The following is a 22,672-nucleotide window of genomic DNA, read 5'->3' on the forward strand; positions in this document are numbered from 1 at the left end:
AGAGGTCGAGGGGGCGTGGACCGATCGAGCCTACGGGTTTTGAGCCTGGGTCGGCCCCGCCACCGGAGTCAACAGCGTCGAGGTCAACGCCACCGAACAGTGTCAGAACAGCGGACCGAGACCGCAAGAGTGAACGTGTTGCGCAGTCCAGAAAGACAGACCTATCTACCCGCCGCTGCCGAGTAGAGCTTCTCGACCGCCGGCGTAGACGAAGCTGCGGGCGAATCGGCTCAGCACTACCATTTGTTGACGTGCAGTACCGTGTCGAGCGGGGCGCGTTTGGCGAGCTTGAAGTCGGTGCCCTTCGTGTAGGCAACAGGCAAGAGCACGCCCTGCCGAATACTCGGGGGAACTCCCAGCGCCTCGGCGACCTCTCGTTCGTACTCCAGATGCAGTGAGGTCCACGCAGACCCGAGGCCGCGCTCACGCAGTGCGAGCGCGAAGCTCCAGGCGGCGGGGAGCAGCGAACCCCACAGACCGGCCTGGTTCCCCTCCGGCATCTGCCCACCCGGAACGTGGATCGCACCGATCACCAGCACCGGTACCTGCTCCATCACCTCCGCCAGATAGGTCGCACTCGAAGCCACCTTCTCCGCGGTATCGGCGTCCTTCGGCGGCTTCGCCTGCCGCACGGCCGCGCCCGCCGCAGCGTAGGCGGTGTAGGACTTGCGGTAGTACTCGGCCACGATCTTCTTGGGCTCGGGATCGGTCAGCACGATCCAATGCCAGCCTTGCAGGTTACTGCCCGACGGCGCCTGGAGCGCTACCTCCAATGCGTCGGTGACCACCTCCAGCGGCACCGGCCGATCCAGGTCGAGACGTTTGCGCACCGACCGGGTCGTGGTCAGTACCTCGTCCGCGGACAGGTCGAGATGCGGGAACTCGACAGTCATACGTTCTCCCATCTTGCGCTCGGTATCAGGATCGCCCCGTCATATAGTCGACGGTGCGCATATCAAAGTATGCGAAGATCCCTTCACGGGCATCGCCATCCCCCAGCACACCACGAAATCGCTGTTCACCGATGCGATCAGCTCCGCAGGCCAGATCTTGCCCAAGCCTCGATCCGGCGCACCGCACCTCCCGCCCGTCACACCACGCTCAACTCGGCAAGTGCAGACGTTCCACCGATGCAGGCTTTCGAGATCATGTCGTGCCGTTGATCTTTCGTCACGACCTCAGGCCGTAGCCAAGCTGCTGAAAAACTGGATCGCGTTCTCGGCGGCCTCACGATCACGCATCGCGCGTTCGAGCAGCGGTTCGTAAGGAACTGCTTGGTACCGAGCATCGAGGGCCATCCCCAGACCATAGGACTCAGCTCGAGCAGGCCCTAGCCGACATTACATAGTCGGCATGGGCGCGCGTTCAGTGTGGAACGGGCCCGCGGATCGTCCGACGGGCCCGCCTGGTCGATGTCAGACGCAGTGCGCGGGCGGGGCCGGGCTCCAGCTGCCGATGCAGCCCGCCGCGATGTACGCGAGTAGATCGATTACGGCCGAGCCGGTCTGCAGGACGACCGGTTCGGCTGCGGCGGTGTGGCTGATGGTGGGCTGCGTCGGTGTTTCGGGCACGGCGACGGCGAGTCCGGTGGAGGCGGCGCCGAACGCGGCGACCGCGATGGCAAGGGCAGTAAAGCGTTTCACGAGCATGCGAGCGAGCCTAGTGTGAAACACAAGTATTTAGACATGGATCGAAACCCCCTGATTTCGGGGGGTTGCCCGTGACGCCCACATCATCGCTGATGCCGCCCGCACCATGCCGCACACGTTGCGCCAGGTCGATACCGGCGATGAAACCCCGACCGAGCTCGGTGGTTCTTCTCGTCTGACCTGTGCACTCAGGGCTCCAGCGAAATCGCCCGAACTCGAGAGCATCTAGCAATCGGCGGCGCCCGTCGAGGACACCCGCTCTGCACGATCGCCCCGGCGATTCAGGCCGACGCCTCGGCGATTTCCTTGCGTGCCCTTTCGGCGACCCCGGTCGGCATCGGCTCGTGCCGCAAATACCCGCGGGCGAACGACCCCGCCCCGTGGGTGAGCGATCGCAGGTCGATGACATACCGGCTCAGTTCGAGTTCGGGTACCTCGGCCCGGATATGGGTGAAGCCGGTATCGGCCTGCTCGGTGCCGAGAATGCGTCCGCGCCGGGTGGACAGGTCGCCGAGGACGGCGCCCAGCTGGTCGTCGGGGACCGTGACCCGCACCGCGGCAACCGGTTCGAGCAGCAGGGTCCCGGACGCGTTCGCCGCGTCACGAAGGGCGAGCGCACCCGAGGTCTGGAAGGCGGCGTCGGAGGAGTCCACCGAGTGTGCTTTCCCGTCCACCAGTGTCACTCGCACATCCACCAGCGGATATCCGGGAGTGACCCCGCGCGCGGCCTGCGCCCGTGCCCCTTTCTCCACCGACCCGATGAACTGCCGCGGCACTACCCCACCGACCACCCGGTCGACGAACTCGAATCCCGCCCCCGCAGGCAGCGGTTCCACCTGGATGCGGCACACCGCGTACTGCCCGTGCCCGCCGGACTGCTTGACCAATTTGCCGTGCCCCTCGGCTTCCGCGGCGAGCGTCTCCCGTAACGCCACCCGATACGGTTCCACTTCCACTCGCACCCCGAACCGCCCGCGCAACCGTTCCAGAGCGACGTCCCGGTGGGATTCCCCCAGACACCACAGCACCAGCTGATGGGTGTGTTCGTTGTTTTCCAGCCGCAGGGTCGGATCCTCGGCAACGAGCCGGGTCAGACCCTGCGAGAGCTTGTCCTCATCGGCCCTGCCCTGCGCCCGAACAGCCACAGGCAGTAACGGTTCCGGCAGCTGCCACGGCTCGATCAGCAGGGGTTTCCCGGTGCCGGAGAGGGTGTCGCCGGTTTCCGCGTGGCCGAGTTTGCTCACGAATGCGATATCGCCGGCGACGGCCTCGGTCAGTGTCTGCTGTTGCTTCCCCAACGGCGCGGTGACCCCGCCGACCCGGTCGTCGGCATCGTGCTCGGGTCCGCAGACGCGGACGGTGTCCTCGCTGTGCAGCGTGCCGGAGAACACCCGCACCAGCGATACCCGTCCCACGTACGGGTCCGACGAGGTCCGGATGACCTCCGCGGCGAGTTCGGCCGCCGGATCGCAGTCCAATGCGATGGGCGCGGTGCCGTCGCCGCGCGGCGCGGCCGACAGCGGGTGTTCGATCGGTGTCGGGAACCCTGCTGTGATCAGTTCCAGCAGTTCGAGCACGCCCAAGCCCTGCTCCGCTTCCTCAGCTGCTGGTGCCGCGAACAGCACCGGATGGAAGCTTCCGCGCGCCACGGCTCGTTCCAGGTCGCCGATCAGGGTGTCGACTTCGACGGGTTCGCCGTCGAGGTAGAGGTCCATGAGCTTTTCGTCTTCGCTCTCGGCGATGATCGCCTCGATCAACCGATCGCGGGCCGGGTCGATCACCGCGAGTTGTTCCGCGGAAGGTTCGGTGCGCACCCGTTTCCCGCTGCGATAGTCGGCAACACGTCGCTCGAGCAGTTCCAGCAGTCCGATCGCGGGCCGGTGCCCATCGGGAGTCTTCTGCCCGTAGACCGGCAGGTGCAGGGGAAGGACTGTGTCGCTCGCTCCCCCGCTCAGCAGTGCCTGACAGGTCTGCACCAGTTCCGCGTACTCCGCCCGCGCCGTGTCCAGATGTGTCATCACGATCGCCCGCGGCATCCCCACCCGCGCGCATTCGGCCCACAGTTCCCGCGTAGGCCCCGCTACACCCTGCACTCCGTCGGCCGCCGACACCAGGAAGAGGGCCGCGTCCGCCGCCCGCAACCCGGCCCGTAGTTCGCCGACAAAATCCGGGCATCCCGGAGTATCGATCAGATTGACCTTCACCTCGCCCCACGTCACCGGGACCACTGACACCTGCACAGATCTGTGCTGTCGCCGTTCGACCTCGTCGTAGTCCGACAGTGATGTTCCGTCCTCCACGCGGCCTGCGCGGTTCACCGTCCCGGTCGCCAACGCCAGCGCCTCCACCAGCGTCGTCTTGCCCGCCCCACTGCTGCCGACCAACGCTACGTTCCGGATGCTCTCCGGTCGCTGCGCCGCGTTTGTCCGGTCCACCATGTCGCTGCTCCCTCGGGTCGGGATCCGGCTCCTTCGAGCTTCCCACCGCAGGTAGGGGCACGTCCACGATTTCCGGGATCGATGCTGCACCGCTCGATTCAGCGTGTGCTGACGCAGCCCACCCAGCGGCGCCGGTCGTGGACGACACCGCGACAGCCCGCCGTGCCGACGTTGATGTCTGCGGTGTCGTGCCGGATCGCGAGCACACGGACTCGGCCGGGCACGTCGACGCCGTGGCGCCTCATTGTCGCCGCTGAAACCGTCCACACCACAATCGAAACCGGGCAGGACACCGCCTTCTACACCGGCAAGGTCGCATTGGCCTCGTTCTTCACCACTTCCCCCACCTCACCGCCGACTCGGCAGTGGTCTCGTGCACGAACCTGCCGATTCGGGGCTGGTGTTGCATGCGTCGCGATTCGAGGTCTGCACACGGCCGGAAAGCGACCCGCGGCCCGCCCGCGCCGTATCCGCCTGCTGCGCGTTTGGCGATCATGTCCACGTCCGGCGCCCGTCACTTCTGGTTGAGCTCGGCGCGCTCCGGCAGTCCGGCCGCCCACAGCGCCGCGGCGATCAGCGCGGGCTGACCGAACAAGCGGAGCAGGCGTTTGGCGTCCGTGTCGAGGCCGAACGCGGTGGTGCCCTCGACGTATTGGGCGATATTGCCCGGGAAGACGGCGATAAAGAACGCGGCAAGTGCGATCCCGGTTATTCGCCGCTTGCGTGGCAGGCCCAACAGCGCGAGGCCGAATCCGATCTCGGCCACACCGGAGCCGAGCACCGTCAGGTCGGCGTCGAGGGGGAACCAGTCGGGCACCTGCGCTTGGAAATCACTGCGCGCGAATGTCAGGTGCGAGACGCCGGCAACCGACATGACACCGCCGAGTGCAAGCCGGGTGAAGCGCTGTGAGGCGCGCTCGGACGAAGGGCTGGTGAGTGAGAACATTGGTCCTTCCGATTTGGGATCGCACCTGACGGCCCATCGAGCGCGCCACTTGTGGCTTTTACGACTACCCAGGCGGATCAGTTCAGTGCGCCGTTGTAGTCCGGGAACTTGAAGGTGCGCTCGGCATGCCCGCCGGACAGGTCTGAGGGGCTGTTGCCGAAATTGGCGACGATCGTGTACCCCTTGCTCTCGATGTCGGCCCGGCTCGCGGTCTTGTACTCGGCCAAGCCGGAATTGCCCGCCGACAGTGTGGTCGGCGCGCTGCCGTACAGCGCGTCGACCGGGTAGCCGACCGAGGTCAGGTTCGCCTGCGAGTAAGCGTTGACCAGGGCAGGCCTGCCGGTGACGAAGATGATCGCGGCGCCGTTCTGTTTCGCCCAGGTCGCCAGGCCGAGCACCGGCTGGATCGCCGGGATGATCAGGCCGGTGTTGTAGGAGGTTTCCAGCGTCGTATTGTCGATGTCGAAGACGATCGCGGGCCGTATCGCGCCGGGCAGCCGACCGGCGAGGTAGGTCTTCGCCTCGGCCACGACGGGGGTGATCTCGCCGATCCACTGCGCGTACGGCGGCAATTCGGACTGATTGCCTGACAACGAGGACGAACCGCCGCCGGACAAAGACGACGAACCGGTGTCGGCGTCCGCGGCGGGCAATGGCGCTAGGAGCGCGGCCGCGACACCGACGACGAGCGATGCAGTAACACGTTTCATCTCTCGCACGCTAACAGCGGACTGAGCCACGCAGCTTCGAAGTCTCGCGCAGTGGGACTGCTACGCGGGCGCGCCCGCTTGGTCGGCATCGACGCGCACAAGGCTGGTCGGCACGTCGCGCTCAGATCATGCTTCCCGCTACCACCCGGAGCATCGTGGTCGTGCTGAGCAGAACGTGATCGTCACGCGGCGGAACTTACGTCGGCGGCCGGTAGGTAACGTCCCTAGCTATCGCTTCGTCGATCTGCTCGGGGCTGAGCAGACCCACTGTGTGCGACACGGCGGCACCAGCGGCCGCAGTTCGAATCGCGAGCGCTGCGGCTGAGACATCGTCCGGGACATCACCGATGACGAACAAGTCGTCCTCGCCGAACGCGAAATAACAAGCTTCCACCCGACCACCCACGCTCTCCACCATCTCCGTGATGGCCGCACGGCGCGCACTACCGCCCTGTGCCAATAGACCTTGTGCCCCCTCTTGGAGATAGCTGACTCGCCATAAGTACTTGGGCATACCCACCAGCCTCCTCGGCTCCAGACGATCTCGGCGAGACCGACCCTACGGGTCCGCCGCCCCACACACCGTCCAGGACGAACGCCGTCGTCGCAACGATGCGGCAACGTAACTGAGGCGATATCGGAAATCCAGAGCGCAACCGAACCAACTGCCGTACAGGAAGCTCTCGCCGAGGCGGACGAGGGATCCTCGGTAGCTGGTCGTTCGGCTGATCCCGAGCTCGGTAGCCACCGCATGCGATTCGACCCGTCGATGCTCTCTATCGCAGAGCGGCACGCGCGGTGTCGGCCAACCGGCGATTGGTCACCCGCAGCTGCCGCGCGGTACTGGTGGCCAGTGCCCGCGTCTGATCGGAATCGAGGCGGCCACACACGCGCCCCCAATGCACGGCGACTTGGTCACCGACGGCCACCTCCGTCGCGAGGTGATCGTCGTCGACCTCGGCGCGCCATAGCGCTGGACCGGACAACCGCAGCAGCGGACCGTCCGAGACCAACCGCCGACAGCGGACGGAAGCAGCCCCGCCTTCGCGAGCCACCACGGTGCCCCAGGTGATACGGCAACTGTCCAGGATGCGGATCGGGTGCTCGTCGGCGCCACGTCCCAGCAGGCGGGTCCACGGATACACGCCGAACACGTGGAATCCGTGGTTGGCGGCGGCTTCCTCGGCGAGATCGGTGTTCAGATACGACCAGTAGTGTCCGGCCATCGGCGCGATGATCGCGAGCAGTTCGGTGGTGAACGCGCCGGCGTCGAGGTCGGCGCCGATCCCGCCACCGAGCCAATAGGACTCGACGAGGCGCGCGTCGAGCGGATCGGCGATGCCGGTCAGTCTCGACATCGCCCGCAGGTAGGGCCAGGCTCCGGAGAACTGGCGGGCCAGCGCGCGGATATCGGCGGCCGAGCCGTTGTGCAGCGCCCGCGCGTCGGCGGGACCGCAGTAGCCGAGCCGGTTGGGCGCGTAGGCGTAGCGGGCGAACATCTCGGTCCCGTCGATGATCGCGCCTCCTGTCAGCAGATCCGCGGCAGTTGTTCTCCGGCAGGCAGATCCACCACCCGGGTACCGCCGAGGGCGGTGCGGGCGACCACCATGCCCGGATGGTCCTCGACGCACACACCGATGGCTTCGGCACGAGCACCCAGCGGATGCGCGCGCATCGCCGCGAGCACCCGGTCGGCATCCTCGGAGGAGACGAAGGCGACCAGCTTGCCCTCGTTGGCGACATACATCGGATCGAGCCCGAGCAGCCCACACGCGTCCCGGACCGCGTCCGGGACGGGCAACTTCCGTTCATCCAGTGCCACACCGACTTTCGCGACACCCGCGATCTCGTTGAGCGTCGCCGCGACCCCGCCGCGGGTCGGGTCACGCAGCACGTGCACATCGGCGCCGGTGGCCAGCATCGCGGCGACCAGGCCGTTGAGCGGGGCGGTGTCGCTACAGACGGTGGTGCCGAATTCGAGGCCCTCCCGGCAGCTCATCACGGCGACGCCGTGCACCCCGATGTCACCGCTGACGATCACGACGTCACCGGGACGGGCGCGCTGCGGGCGGATGTCGACGCCGGCGTCGATGATGCCGATGCCCGCGGTGTTGATGAAGATGCCGTCGCCGTGGCCGGAGTCGACGACCTTGGTGTCGCCGGTGACCAGCTTGACCCCGGCCGCGAGCGCGGCAGTACCGACAGCCTCGGCGACCCTGGCGATCTCGGCGAGTGCGGTGCCTTCTTCGAGGATGAACGCCGTGGACAGCACCATCGGCCGCGCGCCTGCCATGGACAGATCGTTGACGGTGCCGTTGACGGCCAGGTCCCCGATCGACCCGCCGGGGAAGGCCAGCGGTTTGACGACGAAGGAGTCGGTCGAGAACGCCAAGCGCACGCCGTCGAGGGTGAGCACCGCCGAATCACCCATGCCCGCTTCGGCGGCGGAGCCGAACGCGGGCAGGAACAGGTGCTCGATCAGCTCGCCCGACATCGCTCCCCCGCCACCGTGGCCCATCACGATGGTCGGTGAGTCGCGCAGCGGCATCGGGCACACCCAGCTGTCCATGTCGAGGCCGGTCGCCGCGTTGTCCTCACGCATGAGCCACCTCCGCGGGCAGGTCGAGGCGTCGGTACAGGTAGTAGGCCGCGCAGGCACCTTCGGAGGAGACCATCGTGGCTCCCAAGGGGTTTCGTGGGGTGCATTGTTTGCCGAAAGCGGCGCATTCGTGCGGCTTGATCAGTCCCTGGAGGACCTCGCCGGAGCGGCAGATCGAGGACTCGGCGGTGTGCAGGTCGGTGACCGCGAACCGGTGCTCGGCGTCGTAGGCGCGGTAGCGTTCCGAGAGCCGCCAGCCGCTGTCGGGGATCACCCCGATGCCGCGCCAGGCGCGGTCGGTGACTTCGAAGACGTCGGTGAGCATCGTCTTCGCAGCCGGATTGCCTTCGGCGCGGACCGCACGGGGATAGGCGTTCTCGAGCTGGTGTCTGCCGTCCTCGAGCTGGGTCACGGTGCGCCGGATACCTTCCAGGATGTCGAGGGGCTCGAAGCCGGTGACCACCATCGGCACTCCGTATTTGTCGGCCAGCGGCGGGTACTCCTCGGTGCCCATGACACTGCAGACATGTCCGGCGGCCAGGAAGCCCTGGACCCGGCACTTCGGCGATTCCATGATCGCGGCGATGGCGGGCGGAACGAGCACGTGCGAGACCAACAGCGAGAAGTTCTCGATGCCCAGCCGTTTGGCCTGATAGACGGTCATCGCGTTGGCCGGTGCGGTGGTTTCGAAGCCGATGCCGAAGAACACCACCTGCCGATCCGGGTTCTGCCTGGCGATGGTGAGCGCGTCCAGTGGCGAGTACACCACTCGCACATCACCGCCTTCGCTCTTGACCCGGAACAGATCGCGTTCGCTTCCCGGCACCCGGAGCATGTCGCCGAAGGAGCAGAAGATCACCCCGGGCTGCGCGGCGATCTCGAGCGCCTTGTCGATCACCTCGAGCGGGGTGACGCACACGGGGCAGCCGGGGCCGTGGATCATCTCGATCTCGTCGGGCAGCAGTTGGTCGATGCCGTGGCGGATGATCGAATGAGTCTGTCCGCCGCAGACTTCCATGATGGCCCACCGCTGGGAGGTGGCCCCGCGGATCTGATCGAGCAACTTCTTCGCCAGGTCGGGATCACTGAATTCGTCGAGATACTTCATGACGTCACCTCCGTGTCGTCGCCGGCGCCGGAGTCGGTCGCTGCCGGTTCTGCCGTGGGATCGGGGAGCCCGGATTGTCTGGCGGCGAGGGCGAACCCGTCGCCGAACTCCTCGTTGAGCACACCGAGGTGCTCGAATTCGGCCAGTGTGCGCAATGCCGATTCCTCGTCGAGGCGCTGGATGGCGAAACCGACATGGACCACTACGTAGTCGCCGATCGCCGCGTCCGGAATGTATTCCAGGCACACGTCTTTGTGCACGCCGCCGAAGTCGACGACCGACATCATGGTGCCGTCGCGTTCGTGCAGGCTGAGCACCTTTCCCGGGACTGCCAGGCACATCGCTGCTCTCCTTTCGCTCAACCCGCACCGGCGGCGAGTAGTTGTCCGAACGCGAGACCACCGTCGTTGGGCGGCAGTCGGCGATGGGTGATGACGTGGAATCCGTTGTCGCGCAGCGCGGTGCGTGCTGCCGAGAGCAGCAACGCGTTCTGGAACACCCCACCCGAGAGCGCGACGGTCGTCGGGTGGGGTGCGAAATCCAGAGCCAGGTCCAGGACCAGCGCCGCCACGGCGTGATGGAAGCGCGCGGCGATCACGGCGGCCGGGACGCCGTGAACGGCGTCGGTGACCACTGCCGCCACGACCGGGGCCGGGTCGATCACCGCCGGGTCCGCGGTGTGATCGAGGCCGAACCGGTAGGTGCGCGAGCCGGGATCCGCGGCGCGCGCGAGGGCCTCCAGTTCGATCGCGGCCTGGGCTTCGTAGTCGACGGCGTGGCGAACCCCGGCCAGCGAGGACACGGCGTCGAAGAGCCGTCCCATGCTCGACGTCGGGGTACACCCGAAGCCGGAGCCGAACTGGTGTGCCAGCACCGCGCGTTCGTCGGCGGGACAGGCGGCGACCGAGGCGATCGTGTCCGACCAGTCCAGTCCGGCCGACCACAGATGTGCAAGCGCCATCCGGTAGGGCCGGTGCACGCTGACGTCCCCACCCGCGAGCGGCACGTATTTCAGGTGCGCGAGCCGTCGGTAGCCCTTGTAGCCGGCGGCCAGGACTTCACCACCCCAGATGGCGCCGTCGGGTCCGAATCCGGTGCCGTCGAACGCGATCCCGGTGACCGTGTCCGAGGCGCCGAGTCCGTGTTCGCCCATGACCGCGGCGATGTGCGCGTGGTGGTGCTGGACGGTGTGGACCGGACGGCCTTCGGCGTGGGTGCGCGCCCAGGTGGTGGAGCGGTAGCGCGGGTGCGCGTCGGTGACGAGCTGGGTGGGCGACACCCCGGTCAGTTCCGCGAGGTGCTCGGCGGCGAAGCCGAAGGCGCGCAGGGTGGCCAGGTCGTCCATGTCGCCGATGTGCTGGCTGAGCCAGGCGTAGCGGCCCTCGCCGACCGCGCAGGTGTTCTTGAGGTCCGCGCCGACAGCCAGCGTCGGCGGCACCGGGACCGGCAGGGTCAGCGGGAGCGGCGCATACCCGCGGGAGCGGCGCAGCGGCAGCTCGACACCGTCGACCACGCGCACGACCGAATCGTCACAGGGCGTCAGGATGCGGCGGTCGTGCGACAGCCAGCCGTCAGCGAGGGCGGCCAGGCGGGTGCGGGCGTCCTCGTCGTCGAAACAGATCGGTTCGCCACCGAGATTGCCGGAGGTCATCACGAGCACCCGCGGGACGGGCCGGTCGCCCGACAAGCCGAACAGCAGCAGGTGCAGCGGTGTATAGGCGAGCAGGACGCCCAGGTCGGGGTTGCGGGGCGCGACCGAAGGGGCCAGTTCGATGGTGTCGCGATCGAGCATGTCGTGCGGGTCGGCATCGGATGCCGCTTCGGCGGGGATGCGGACGGGGGCCCTGCGGGCGAGCAGGACGATCGGGCGTTGGGGGCCCGTGAGCAGTAACGCGGCGGTGTCGTCGACCTCCGCGATCGTGCGCGCGGTGCCGAGGTCGGGAACCATGACGGCGAAAGGCTTGTCGCCTCGCCGCTTTCGGCCCCGCAAGGTGGCCACGGCGCGCTCGTTCGTGGCATCGCAGGCGAGGTGGTAACCGCCGATGCCTTTGACCGCGAGAATCCCGCCCTCGCGCAACAGGTTTCGCGCCGAGTCCAGCGGCCCCTCGGCCGATGAGCCGGAAGGACCGAGGTAGGACAGACGCGGGCCGCAGTCCGGGCACGCGATGGGCTGGGCGTGGAAGCGGCGGTCGGCGGGGTCGGTGTATTCGGCGGCGCAGTGGGCGCACATCGGAAAGTCGGCCATCGACGTGCGGGACCGGTCGTAGGGCAGTTCGGCGATGATGGTGAATCGGGGTCCGCAGTTGGTGCAGTTGATGAAGGGGTGGCGATAGCGCCGGTCGGTGGGATCGGCCAATTCGGTGGCGCAGTCCGCGCAGATCGCGACATCGGGTGAAGCCAGGGTGCGGCCGCCACCGTCGCGGGTGGTGTCGGCGATACGGAATCCGGTGCCGCCGCGCAACTCGACGGTGGTCTGGTCGACCGATTCGACGACGGCCAACGGCGGTGGGCGCTCGCGCAGGCGTCGCGCGAACTCGTCCAGATCGGCGCGGCCGCCTTCGATCTCGATGATCACCCCGGAGCTGTCGTTGGCCACCGCCCCGGACAGGGACAGTTCCGCGGCGGTCGTGTAGACGAAGGGCCGGAAACCGACGCCCTGCACCACCCCGCGAACCACGAGGCGCCGACGTTGCCGGTCGGCGGTCATAATTGTTCGCCTCGTCCGAGCAGATTCAGCCCGGCCAGTGCGGTGGCGGCGCCGGCCTGGTCGGTCTTCTCGACCGCCAGACCCATGTGGATGATCACCCAGTCCCCGGGATGCACCGGATCCTCTTCCAGCAGACCGATGTTCACCTTGCGGTTCTCGCCGGAGACCGTGACCAGGGCGAGTTGCCCGTGGTATCCGTCGAGGATCTCCACGACCTGTCCGGGGATGCCGAGGCACATGGTTCACCCCTCCGATCGGTTCGACGGCGCGACGGGCCCGTGCGAGTCGGCGACCATCGCGGTCGGATCGGCGACCAATCGCGCGAGAACCGCTGCGACCGCCTCGACGGCAGGATCGACCGCGGCACCTACCGGGCCGGACAGGCCGATGCCTTCCTCTACCGAGTCGACCTGGCAGCCGACGACGACGGTCGGTGGCAGGGTTCCGCCCAGCGCGCGAACGCTCGCGAACACGGCGTCGGGGTTCATGGCGTGCGCGTCGAGCTGCGCCGCGCCCGCTGGGTCGGGTTCGGCGTGGAAGACCGCGAGAGTACCGGGTGCGCCGCGGTCGGGGACGGCGTCGACGAGCACCAGCGCGTCCCACGGATCGAGCAGGTCGTAGGCCAGGTGCATGCCACGGATGCCGTAGTCGACCACGCGCACGGTCTCGCCGTGCGGCGGTAGTCGCCGCACCACTTCGGGTCCGAAACCGTCGTCGCCGAGGAAGATGTTGCCGATCCCCGCCACGAGCACTCGCGCCGTCATCTCACATCCGGCGGATCTTCAGATAGCGCTGGACATCCGGTATCGAACGCACGCCGAGCACCGCGGCGGCCACAGCCACCACGGCGGCCACCGCCACCGCGAACATTCCTATCGTCGTCATGATCGACCTCTTCTCTCATTCTCGTGGGCTGTCGAGTGGTTCGATCTCCTCCGGGGCGAAATACAGGTACCGGCCGTACCATTCGTGCAGGTCGGCGGCGGGGTCGTCCTCGATGACCACACCGACGTGGGATTGCCCGTCGACATCGGCGTGCACCGAGACGACCTTGGCGGTGCGCCCGTCGTAGAACAGGTCGTGGGCATCGGCGCGCCGAGACGGATGCAAACGCACCCTTGTCCCGCTGCGGACCCGGACCGCGCCGACCATGATCGCGTCGACATCGGGGCGAACAGCGTTGTCGGCCAACGGGTCCCACCAGTCGACACCGTCGGGTACCTCAGGGATCAGCGCGGCCTGCTCGGCGTGCGGGTTCCGCAGGACACCGTGCAGCTGCTGCAATGTCTCCGGTGTCATCGCGTCGCAGCGGTCGATGATCTGCGCCGCCCGCTCGTCGGTCGCGCGGGCCTGGGCCTTCTCCTCGTCGGTCATGGTCATCACGCGCAAGGTGAGGATCTCGTCGATCTCGGTGGAGTCGAACAGTGGCCCCTCGCTCTGCTCGGCGATCTCGGGGTGGTCGTAGAGAATGATGGGCGAGATCAGCACGATGCTGTGGTCACCGGGTGGCCCGGCCAGCACCGGGAAACACCGGTGCTGCGAGCATCGGGCGACGGCCGCTTCGGCGTCGGGCGGCGGTTCGAGCAGGGAAACGAACCGGGCGCCTTCGGTTTCGGCGATGACGTGCGCGCCGATCAGGGAGCGGGCGATGGCGTCGTGCTGGTCGGTCGCGGGGGTGCCGGTGTTGCGGAGGGTGACACTCAGGCGCAGAAAGCGCTCGTCACGGTCCACGGTCAACTCGACTTCCCCGTCGAGGTGCGCGCGGTGTCGGACCAGTCGTCCGGCCGGTGCACCGTCGGGGCCGGGGATCGCCTCGTGGTCGGTGCCGGCCGGAATCGTCAGCCGCGCAGTCGAATCGGTCAGCGGCAGCGGACCGATCACCTGTTCGCACTCGACCGCCTCGTCCCAGCTGATCCACGATCGGCCTTCGGCGACGAGCTCGGCGACCGGTGTGTGCCCGGCATCCTCGACGGTCCGGCGCTGCAACTGCAGGAACCGTACGGTCAGCGTGACCGAGGCGGACTCCCCCGCGTCGAGCAGACATTGCGCCGACAGTTGCGGTTCCTCGCCGAGTCCGGCCGCGGCCGCCCCGGTGGGGCCGAGGACACCGAACTGCCAGCGCGACTGGTTCTTTCGCGAGTTCGCCCGGTAGGGGTACAGCAGGTAGCCCTCGTAGAGCACCGCGTCGGCGACCGCGCGAGCCCTGGCCTGCGACCTGGTCAGCTCGATGCTCATGGGTCCTCCTCGGCGGTGTCGAGCAGGCGCAGTACCGCGTCGTCGAAGCCGAGCATCCCGTGGCTGGATTTGTACGCGGCGAGGGCGTCGAGAGTCTCGCGGTGCAACCGCACCCAGCCCGAGTTCGGGAAGTTCGTGGCCATCAGGTCGTCCCAGACCGAGACCGGCATCGCGAACTTGTCCTCCCGGTCCCAGGGAATCTGCTGCACCGCGAAACCCGTGGCGCCCCGGATGAAGACAGTGCCGCTGAACAGGAAGATCAGCGGCACTGTTCCCTCCCGTAGGGCGTGCAGGTATTTGGCGCCGCTCACCTCGAAGTCGTAGGTGCACGGCATCGGCAGGTCCACTTGGGCGCCGCCGTGGAAGCCGGGAACCATGGTGGCGCAGTGCATCCAGAGGAAGGAGCGCTGGGTGTCGCGCCAGCGTTCGCGTGGGCCGAACAGGTCGACCAGGCCCGCGCTCTCCTCGTCGGTATAGCTACGGCGGTGCGGTTCGATCCGCACCTGTGCGCGCAGGGCGATGGCGTGCACCGGTTCCTCACCGAGCGCCGCGATGCCGATCCGGGCCGACAGCGTCGGTGTGGCGGCGTAGGGCTCCGGCGCGATGTCGAGCACCGCGAAAGTCGTCGAGTAGGCCGGGCACATCACGCACCACCTGGTCGCGCACGCGCCGAGACCGTGGCGAAGAACTCGTCGAGATACCGGTGCACATCCTGACCGCCGTCGAATCCGCGCCACAGCATCCGCATCCGGCCGACGAATTCGTAGCAGGTGTCGATGGGCAGCAGCAGGCAAGCCGCCTCGGCGGTGCCGCGCTCGGGGACCCGGATCATCAGTGCTTCGACGTCGGGGACCGCGACATCGATCTCGGGGTGCCGGTCGAGCAGGGTGCGCCACTGGTCGAGGGGCAGCTCGGATTCGGTGGCGCCCGCCGGTCCCGGATAGAACGCGACGGTGCGGCCCAGCGCCGAGTTCTCGAAGAAGAACGCCAGGCCCACCGGGATCTCGAGTGCGTCCCATTCACCGTGGCCGATGGTGAAGGTCGGGAAGCGCAGGTAGCGGTCGGGCACCGCGCGGTACCGCAGGACCGCGTTCTGGTCGGTGAACAGCAGGTAGCAGCCCCGGCACACGCACAACAGTTGGCGCCCTTCGACATTCACCACGTGCTGATGCTCTTCGGCGATGGCCTCGGCGCACATCTCACACCGCTCGCCCGCCGGGACGGCGGGTTTGCGGTCGACGGTGAGGCGGCGCAGCACTCCCAGCCCAGAACTCATCCGGCCACCCCCACGGGCACGGCCACCGAGAGCTCCCCGGCGCGTACGAGCACGGGCAGTGGTTCCAGGTGTCCTTCGCCGTCGACTCTGGCACCGGCGTGGACGGCGTCGTAGTGCGCCCGGCAGGTCGGGCAGCGCAGTACGGCGTCACCGACCGGGAAACCCATCCGACGATGCAGTGCCGCGCCGGCGAGCGAGTGGTCGCAGGCGGGGCAGTGATCGCGGTAGACGAACAGATCATCACCGACCCGGCAGGCGAGCACGGTCTGCCCGCCGATGACGAAGCCGCCGACCTCGCCCGCACCGAGTTCCCCCAGCTCCGGAACCGCTATCCAGCTCCCGTGCTGCGCCTCGACCGGGTGGGCGTCGGCGTGCACCCGGGCGAACAACGAATCGGCGGAGATCAAGGCATCCGCCGATTCCGGTTGCGCAGCAGCCACTTCGATCGATGCGATTTCCGGCGCGGCGGCACGTACCGCGTCCTCTACCGCCAGTTCCAGGGTCACCGACGACGAGGGGCAGGTGCGACAACTTCCCGACAGTTCGAGCCGGACAACGCCGTCGGCCACGCCGAGCAGTTCCACGTCACCACCATGGGAGCCCAGGTAGGGGCGCACGCTGTCGAGAGCAGCGCGGACGCGAGTGTCGACGTCGTGCGGATGCAGGCCGTGCACCAGCAGCAGACTCGCGACCAGATCGTCGGCGACGAGCTGCTCACGAACGTCACCATCGACCAGTTCGAGCACGCGTGCCAGCCCGGCACCGTAGAGGTCGGCGACCTCACGCACCAGCTGCTCGGCGCGCTCGCGAGCGACGACGCCACCCGCCGAACTCGCGTCCAGCAGGGTCTCGATCCGGTCGCCTGCGCCGCGCCACCGGTCTGGGTCGAACGCCGCCTCGTCGTGCTCCCCCGGACGATCCGGCATCACCGTTACTCCCCGGTGAGTGTCTGGGTCGGCGAGTGGAGTTTCTCCAGCGACTTGCCGTTGCCGAGGTACATGTGCACACCACACGGCAGGCAGGGATCGAAGCTGCGCACGGTGCGCATGATGTCGATGCCCTTGAAGTGCTCGCGGTCGTTCGCCTCGAAGATCGGCTGGCCCTGCACCGCGTCCTCGTAGGGTCCCGGCGTGCCGAAACTGTCGCGGGGGTTGGCATTCCACGGCGTCGGCGGATACGGGTGGTAGTTCGCGATCTTGCCGTCCCTGATCACCATGTGATGGGACAGGACCCCGCGCACCGCCTCGGTGAACCCACAGCCGATGCTCTCGTCCGGTACCTCGAAGTGCTCCCACGTCTTGGTCCGTCCCGCCCGGATCTCCACGAGCGCCTGCTCCGCGAAGTGCAGCGCACTGGCCGCGGCGTAGGCCTGGAAGTAGGTGCGGGCGCGGTTGCGTTCGATGGTGTTGCTGCCGAACGCGGGGATCTTCCATTCGAAGCTGACCGGGCCCTTCAACGCGGTCTTGGGCAGGTTGATCTGCACACTGTGTCCGGTCGACTTCACGTAGCCGATGTCGACGAGCCCGGCCAGCGCCGTCGACCACAGCCGGGCCAGCGGGCCGCCGCCGGTGTCGAGGGCCAGATGGTCGGTGCCGTCGAACCAGCGCGGCGACATCACCCAGCTGTACTTGTCGTCCATGTCGCGCTTCTGCGGCTTGGGGTTGGTGTGCTGGTTCCAGGGGTGACGCCGGTCGACCGGATTGCCGAGCGGGTCGGTCTTCACGAACATCTCCTGGTCGTTCCAGTCGTCGTAATACGAACTGCCCAAAAGGATTCGGATGCCGAGATTGATGTCGACCAGGGACGTCGTGACCAGTTTCCCGTCGACGACCACGCCGGGGGTGACGAACATCCGCCGACCCCACTCCTCCATGTCCTTGTACTCGAAATTGCACACCTCGGGGTCCTGGAACGAGCCCCAGCAACCCAGCAGGGTGCGCCGCAATCCGACCTGTTCGTAGCCCGGCAGCGCCTCGTAGAAGAAGTCGAAGAGATCGTCGTGCATCGGCACGACCTTCTTCATGAATTCGACGTAGCGCATCAGGCGCGTCATGTAATCGGTCATCAGCTGGATCGTCGCGACGGTTCCCACACCGCCGGGATACAGCGTCGACGGGTGCACGTGCCTGCCCTCCATCAGGCAGAACATCTCACGGGTGTAGCGGCTGACGTGCAGCGCCTCGCGGTAGAACTCGCCGGTGAACGGATTGAGCGCGCGCATGATGTCGGCGATGGTGCGATAGCCGTGCGCGTCCGAATGCGGCGCGAGCGTGGTCTCGGCCTGCGCGAGGACGCCGGGGTTGGTCTCGGCGACCATCTTCTCGCAGAAATCCACACCGACCAGATTCTCTTGAAAGATGTTGTGGTCGAACATGTATTCGGCGGCCTCACCGAGATTGACGATCCACTCGCCCAGGTGCGGCGGTTTCACCCCGTAGGCCATGTTCTGGGTGTAGCACGAGCAGGTGGCGTGATTGTCGCCGCAGATCCCGCAGATGCGGCTGGTGATGAAATGCGCGTCGCGGGGATCCTTGCCCCGCATGAAGATCGAGTAGCCGCGGAAGATGGACGAGGTGCTGTGACACTCGACCACTTCACGGTTCTCGAAATCGATCTTGGTATAGATTCCCAGGCTGCCGACGATGCGGGTGATCGGGTCCCAGGCCATTTCGACCAGGCTGTCGGGATCGATCCGCTTGTGTGACGGCTCGGGGATGATGGCAGTCATTCCAATCGCCTCCTACCAGGTGCGGGTGGCGCCGGATTCCAGCTTCTCGCCCTTGTGCCGCCATCGCGGCTCCTTGTCCACCGTGCGTCCGGTGATATGGCGCAGACTGCGGATCACCGACCCGTACAGCCCTGATGCCGTCGAGGAGATCTTGCCGCCGGGCGGCTCGTCCATGAACGGCATGAATTTGTCCGGGAATCCCGGCATGGTGCAGCCGATGCAGATGCCGCCCACATTCGGGCAGCCACCGACGCCGTTGATCCAGCCCCGCTTGGGGACGTTGCATTTGACCACCGGGCCCCAACATCCCAGTTTCACAATGCATTTCGGGGAGCCGTACTCGTCGGCGAAGTCGCCTTCCTCGTAGTAACCCGCTCGATCACAGCCTTCGTGGACGGTGGCGCCGAACAACCATTTCGGGCGCAGCGCCTCGTCGAGGGGAATCATCGGGGCCTGTCCGGTGGCCATGTAGAGCAGGTAGGTCAGCGTTTCGGACATGTTGTCCGGATGGACCGGGCAACCGGGCACGCACACGATCGGGATCCCGGCCTTGGATTTCCAGTCCCAGCCGAGGTAGTCGGGCACACCCATCGCGCCGGTGGGGTTACCCGCCATGGCGTGGATGCCGCCGTAGGTGGCACAGGTGCCGACCGCGACCACCGCGGTGGCCTTCGGGGCCAGCCGATCGAGCCATTCACTGGTCGTCATCGGCTGTCCGGTGGCGGGATCGTTGCCGAAGCCGCACCAGTAGCCCTCCTCGTGGAGCTGTTCGTTCGGGATGGAGCCTTCCACCACGAGCACGAACGGTTCGAGTTCACCCCGGTCGGCTTTGAAGAACCATTCGAGGAAATCGTCGGCGCCGCCGGTGGGACCGCATTCGAAATCGATCAGCGGCCAGTGCACCGCGATCTGCGGGAGCCCGGGAAGAGCGCCGAGCGCGATCTCCTCGATACTGGGCTGCGTCGCGGCGGTCAGCGCGACCGAATCACCGTCACAACTGAGGCCGGCGTTGATCCACAGCACGTGAATCAGGGCCTGTTCTGCTTTGATTGCTTCCTGGGTAGGCATGGGCTGCGCCACTTTCTGAAGCGGGGCATCGCAGGCTCGCGGGAACCTGCGGTGTGATCCTGATCACGCAAGTCTATGTCGCTGGTGAGTGATCCTCAATAGTTGCTGACCGCTGCCGCCGGAGCCAGTCGTACCACTGCGCCATGCCGGAACCGCTGGTCACCGAGAGGGGCAGGATCTGCGCGTGCGGGTTGATCGACGCCGCGTATTCCCGGCATTTGTCCAGGTCGAAGTCCACATAGGGCAGCAGATCGATCTTGTTGACGAGGACCAGAGACGCCGCGGCGAACATGTGCGGATACTTCAGCGGCTTGTCGGTGCCCTCGGTCACCGAGATCACCACGACTTTGCCGCGTTCACCGAGGTCGAACAGGGCCGGGCACACCAGGTTGCCGACGTTCTCGATGAACAGCAGGGTGCCGGGGGCGGGATCGAGGGACTCGAGCGCGCGGTAGGTCATGTCGGCGTCGAGATGACAGCCCGCGCCGGTGTTGATCTGCACGACCCGACAGCCCGTCGCCCCGATCCGCTCGGCGTCGAGCAGGGTCGCCTGGTCACCCTCGATCACCGCGATCGGTATCTCGGTGGACTCGCGGATCGTGCGCTCGAGCAGGGTGGTCTTGCCCGCGCCGGGTGAGCTGGTCATGTTCAGCGCCAAGATGTCGCGGGCGGCGAGCCAGTCCCGGTTTCGCTGGGCCAACAGGTCGTTCTTGGCCAGAACCTTTTGCTCGAGGGTGATGGTCTCGGTGACCGGCAGATGCACGTGATCATCGCCGTGACCATGACTGTGCCGGTGCGGCTCGTGCTCGTGGCCGTGCTCGTGCTCGTGCTCGTGCTCGTGCGGGAGGGTGATCACCGCGGCGTCGTCGTCGCCACATCCACAGGTTGCGCACATTCTCGGCTCACTTCCATCGAGCGGATTCGGAGTTCGTGCCCGGCTCTGATCTCGACATCGGCGCTGCCGCACTCGCACAGGGCGATCGGCTCGAGCACGGTGAACTCGGCGCCACAGCTTCGACAGCCCGCCCGGCCGGGCACCACGTCGATCTCGAGGCTCGCGCCCTCGGCCAGGGTTTCCTCGGCGGCGAGCTCGAAGCAGAACTGCATCGCCTCCGGAACGACCGCGCACAGCACGCCCACTTCCAGCAGCACGCTGTGCACCCGTGCTCCCGCCGCGTGTTCGCACACGGCGTCGATGACACTCTGGGTGATCGCCATTTCGTGCATCGCAGTCTCGGTTCGTCGAGGGAGGAACCCACCGCTCAGGTTACTCCTGGGCAACCCTCCGACGCGATGGCCGGCCGACGGATGAACGCTCAGCTGAGTCGGTGTTCGGCGAGCAGCGCGGCATCGCCGAGGATGTCGGCGGTGGGGCCGTCGGCGACGACTTCACCGGCGTCGAGGATGACGACCCGCTCGCAGATCCGTTGCGCGTAGGGCAGATCGTGGGTCACCACGAGCATGGTGGTGGGCAGCGACAGCAGGATCTCGGCCAGCTCGCGACGTGCCACCGGATCGAGGTTGGCGGCCGGTTCGTCGAGAACGAGGACCTCCGGTCGGCACGACAGCACCGTGGCCAGCGCGGCGCGGCGGCGTTCCCCGAGCGACAGGTGCGCCGGTGAACGCCCGGCCCTGTCGGTCATCCCTACCGCGGCGAGCGCCTCGCGGACGTGTTCGGCGAGGGCTTCGCCGCGGACACCGAAGTTGGCGGGACCGAACGCGACATCCTGTTCCACGGTCGGCATGAACAGTTGGTCGTCGGGGTCCTGGAACACGACCCCGACCCGCTGCCGGATGGCGCGAACACTGTTGCGGTCCAGCCGCATACCGCCGATGTGCACCTGCCCCGATGTGGCGGTGAGCACCCCGTTCAGGTGCAGCATCAAGGTGGATTTGCCCGCGCCGTTGGGCCCGAGGACGGCCACCCGCTCCCCCGGCGCGATCTGCAGATTCACCCCGTTCAGTGCGCCGGTCCCGTCGGGATAGGCGAAGGTCAGCTCGACCACACGCACCGCCGGCGCCGTCGGTTCGGTCACCGCACCATCCAAGCACCCGCGCAGACAGCGATCGCGGCGGCCGCGGGCAGGCAGCCGAGCAGCCACTGCCTGCCGGTGGCGGGCGGGGTGCCGACATCGGGCACGGTGCCGTCGAATCCGCGCGACAGCATGGCCAGGTGGACCCGTTCGCCGCGTTCGTAGGATCGCAGGAACAGGGTGCCCGCGCCGCGTGCGGTCGCACCGGCTTGGCGCAGGGTGTGTGGGTCGTCGCCGCGGGAGATGCGGGCCAGCCGCATCCGCGCCGCCTCGGCGACCAGCACGTCGACATAGCGCAGCATCAGGACCACGATCATGACGATCGTGCCGGGCACGTGCAGCCGCGTCAGCCCTTCGGGCAAGGAGCGCACGCTCGTCGTCGCGGCCAAGGTCAGTGAGATGCCCACGCCGATAGTGCCTTTCGCGATGATGCCCCACGCTGCGTAGAGGCCGGTCACCGACAGCGACAGCCCGAAGATGTCGGTGCGGGGTTCCCCGGCGGCGAAAGGCAGCAGGACCGCCAACACGACGAACGGCAACTCGATGAGCAGACGCGGCCCGATCCAGCGCAACCCGATTCCCCACCACCGCCACAGCGCCACCAAGCCCAAGGCATAACAGCCGAACGGCCACAACAACTCTCGTGGTGTCGCCACGACCGCGAACACCGCAACCACCGCGCACACGATCTTGACCTCGGTCGGCGCCCGATGCGCCGGTGAATTCCCCGCCAGATACAGCCGGTGGACCGCGGCGCTCACCTACTCCGGCTCCGCATCCGACCGCGCCGCGACGTCATCGCGCCGACCCCCAGAACGCGATCCGCTTCGGCCGATCCGGACCACCGCGAACAGCACGGCGAAGGCGACCCCGACGCCGACCACGCCCGCCGGACCGGCCAGATCACTGTTGCCGTCGATCGCGTAGTCCGCCAGCGGAGAACCGGCGAACCGGTGTTCCTCGGCGCTGCGCGCGATGCACTCACCGTGCAGTTCCTCGGCCCCGTTCACCTCGACCGTGGTGCACCCGCGTCGGGTGGTGGCGTCGAGCCCGTCGGGCTGTGAACTCGCGGCATAGGACAGCCCGCCGGCGACGAGCACCGCGGCCGCGGCGAACACCCACAGGAAACCGGTGAAGGACACCCGCAGACGAACGGGAGACGCCGACGTGGACAC

Annotated in this window: 25 protein-coding genes; all 25 read right to left on the reverse strand. The window is 67.5% G+C overall.

Annotation, left to right across the window (positions count from 1 at the left end; genetic code table 11):
• Positions 1-236: 236 nt before the first annotated feature.
• The 25 genes from ACFQ9R_RS00610 to ACFQ9R_RS00730 all read right to left on the reverse strand — a co-directional run bounded on the left by ACFQ9R_RS00610 (position 237) and on the right by ACFQ9R_RS00730 (position 22,672).
• Positions 237-893 carry a nitroreductase family protein gene (locus ACFQ9R_RS00610; RefSeq protein ID WP_056817616.1) on the reverse strand — a complete coding sequence of 219 codons (657 nt, stop codon included), beginning with the start codon at positions 891-893 and terminating at the stop codon, positions 237-239.
• Positions 894-1,415: 522 nt separating this feature from the next.
• Complete coding sequence (locus ACFQ9R_RS00615) at positions 1,416-1,649, reverse strand: hypothetical protein (protein ID WP_378987271.1); 234 nt, start codon at positions 1,647-1,649, stop codon at positions 1,416-1,418.
• A 281-nt stretch (positions 1,650-1,930) separates the two neighbouring features.
• A complete protein-coding gene (locus ACFQ9R_RS00620; RefSeq protein ID WP_378987274.1) occupies positions 1,931-4,087 on the reverse strand; it encodes an elongation factor G-like protein EF-G2 in 2,157 nt (718 codons plus the stop codon).
• A 514-nt stretch (positions 4,088-4,601) separates the two neighbouring features.
• Complete coding sequence (locus ACFQ9R_RS00625) at positions 4,602-5,033, reverse strand: hypothetical protein (RefSeq protein ID WP_378987277.1); 432 nt, start codon at positions 5,031-5,033, stop codon at positions 4,602-4,604.
• Positions 5,034-5,110: 77 nt separating this feature from the next.
• A complete protein-coding gene (locus ACFQ9R_RS00630; RefSeq protein WP_378987280.1) occupies positions 5,111-5,743 on the reverse strand; it encodes an HAD family acid phosphatase in 633 nt (210 codons plus the stop codon).
• 196 nt (positions 5,744-5,939) lie between these two features.
• On the reverse strand, positions 5,940-6,257 hold the full coding sequence (locus ACFQ9R_RS00635; RefSeq protein WP_378627985.1) for a GYD domain-containing protein: 318 nt from the start codon (positions 6,255-6,257) through the stop codon (positions 5,940-5,942).
• A gap of 262 nt (positions 6,258-6,519) precedes the next feature.
• On the reverse strand, positions 6,520-7,242 hold the full coding sequence (locus tag ACFQ9R_RS00640; protein WP_378987283.1) for a DUF6390 family protein: 723 nt from the start codon (positions 7,240-7,242) through the stop codon (positions 6,520-6,522).
• Positions 7,243-7,271: 29 nt separating this feature from the next.
• A complete protein-coding gene (hypE, locus tag ACFQ9R_RS00645; protein ID WP_378987286.1) occupies positions 7,272-8,345 on the reverse strand; it encodes a hydrogenase expression/formation protein HypE in 1,074 nt (357 codons plus the stop codon).
• Positions 8,338-9,450: a hydrogenase formation protein HypD gene (gene hypD / locus ACFQ9R_RS00650; RefSeq protein ID WP_378987289.1), complete on the reverse strand. Its 1,113-nt coding sequence runs from the start codon at positions 9,448-9,450 to the stop codon at positions 8,338-8,340. The genes hypE and hypD overlap by 8 nt, the downstream gene beginning before the upstream one ends.
• Positions 9,447-9,791, reverse strand: coding sequence for a HypC/HybG/HupF family hydrogenase formation chaperone (locus ACFQ9R_RS00655; protein WP_378987292.1), 345 nt, complete (start codon positions 9,789-9,791; stop codon positions 9,447-9,449). The genes hypD and ACFQ9R_RS00655 overlap by 4 nt, the downstream gene beginning before the upstream one ends.
• A gap of 17 nt (positions 9,792-9,808) precedes the next feature.
• Positions 9,809-12,157 (reverse strand): carbamoyltransferase HypF, encoded by a 2,349-nt coding sequence (gene hypF / locus ACFQ9R_RS00660; protein ID WP_378987295.1) that lies wholly within the window; start codon positions 12,155-12,157, stop codon positions 9,809-9,811.
• Positions 12,154-12,396, reverse strand: coding sequence for a HypC/HybG/HupF family hydrogenase formation chaperone (locus ACFQ9R_RS00665; RefSeq protein WP_378987298.1), 243 nt, complete (start codon positions 12,394-12,396; stop codon positions 12,154-12,156). The genes hypF and ACFQ9R_RS00665 overlap by 4 nt, the downstream gene beginning before the upstream one ends.
• A gap of 3 nt (positions 12,397-12,399) precedes the next feature.
• Positions 12,400-12,921, reverse strand: a complete 522-nt coding sequence (locus ACFQ9R_RS00670; protein ID WP_378987301.1) for a hydrogenase maturation protease — start codon at positions 12,919-12,921, stop codon at positions 12,400-12,402.
• Position 12,922: 1 nt separating this feature from the next.
• The gene (locus tag ACFQ9R_RS00675) at positions 12,923-13,042 is read right to left on the reverse strand and encodes a DUF6893 family small protein (RefSeq protein WP_378987304.1); all 120 of its coding nucleotides are present in this window, start codon (positions 13,040-13,042) and stop codon (positions 12,923-12,925) included.
• A gap of 15 nt (positions 13,043-13,057) precedes the next feature.
• Positions 13,058-14,392 (reverse strand): hypothetical protein, encoded by a 1,335-nt coding sequence (locus ACFQ9R_RS00680; RefSeq protein WP_378987307.1) that lies wholly within the window; start codon positions 14,390-14,392, stop codon positions 13,058-13,060.
• Positions 14,389-15,036 (reverse strand): DUF6084 family protein, encoded by a 648-nt coding sequence (locus ACFQ9R_RS00685; RefSeq protein WP_378987310.1) that lies wholly within the window; start codon positions 15,034-15,036, stop codon positions 14,389-14,391. The genes ACFQ9R_RS00680 and ACFQ9R_RS00685 overlap by 4 nt, the downstream gene beginning before the upstream one ends.
• Positions 15,036-15,668, reverse strand: coding sequence for a DUF5947 family protein (locus ACFQ9R_RS00690; protein WP_378987313.1), 633 nt, complete (start codon positions 15,666-15,668; stop codon positions 15,036-15,038). Before ACFQ9R_RS00690 ends, ACFQ9R_RS00685 begins: the two co-directional genes overlap by 1 nt.
• Positions 15,665-16,594: a NifU family protein gene (locus tag ACFQ9R_RS00695; RefSeq protein ID WP_378987316.1), complete on the reverse strand. Its 930-nt coding sequence runs from the start codon at positions 16,592-16,594 to the stop codon at positions 15,665-15,667. Before ACFQ9R_RS00695 ends, ACFQ9R_RS00690 begins: the two co-directional genes overlap by 4 nt.
• Positions 16,595-16,599: 5 nt before the next feature.
• Complete coding sequence (locus ACFQ9R_RS00700) at positions 16,600-18,396, reverse strand: nickel-dependent hydrogenase large subunit (protein WP_378987319.1); 1,797 nt, start codon at positions 18,394-18,396, stop codon at positions 16,600-16,602.
• Positions 18,397-18,408: 12 nt separating this feature from the next.
• Positions 18,409-19,464 (reverse strand): hydrogenase expression protein HypE, encoded by a 1,056-nt coding sequence (locus ACFQ9R_RS00705; protein ID WP_301907654.1) that lies wholly within the window; start codon positions 19,462-19,464, stop codon positions 18,409-18,411.
• Between the two features lie 73 nt (positions 19,465-19,537).
• Positions 19,538-20,359, reverse strand: coding sequence for a hydrogenase nickel incorporation protein HypB (gene hypB / locus ACFQ9R_RS00710; RefSeq protein ID WP_378987322.1), 822 nt, complete (start codon positions 20,357-20,359; stop codon positions 19,538-19,540).
• Positions 20,317-20,691 (reverse strand): hydrogenase maturation nickel metallochaperone HypA, encoded by a 375-nt coding sequence (locus ACFQ9R_RS00715; protein ID WP_378987325.1) that lies wholly within the window; start codon positions 20,689-20,691, stop codon positions 20,317-20,319. The genes hypB and ACFQ9R_RS00715 overlap by 43 nt, the downstream gene beginning before the upstream one ends.
• Positions 20,692-20,780: 89 nt before the next feature.
• Entirely contained in the window at positions 20,781-21,500 is a 720-nt protein-coding gene (locus ACFQ9R_RS00720) for an energy-coupling factor ABC transporter ATP-binding protein (RefSeq protein ID WP_378987328.1), read from the reverse strand.
• Positions 21,497-22,258, reverse strand: a complete 762-nt coding sequence (gene cbiQ / locus ACFQ9R_RS00725; RefSeq protein WP_378987331.1) for a cobalt ECF transporter T component CbiQ — start codon at positions 22,256-22,258, stop codon at positions 21,497-21,499. Before cbiQ ends, ACFQ9R_RS00720 begins: the two co-directional genes overlap by 4 nt.
• Positions 22,259-22,672, reverse strand: coding sequence for a PDGLE domain-containing protein (locus tag ACFQ9R_RS00730; RefSeq protein WP_378988446.1), 414 nt, complete (start codon positions 22,670-22,672; stop codon positions 22,259-22,261). It lies immediately after the preceding gene.

Source organism: Nocardia sp. NPDC056541, assembly GCF_042794235.1.
GTDB lineage: Bacteria > Actinomycetota > Actinomycetes > Mycobacteriales > Mycobacteriaceae > Nocardia.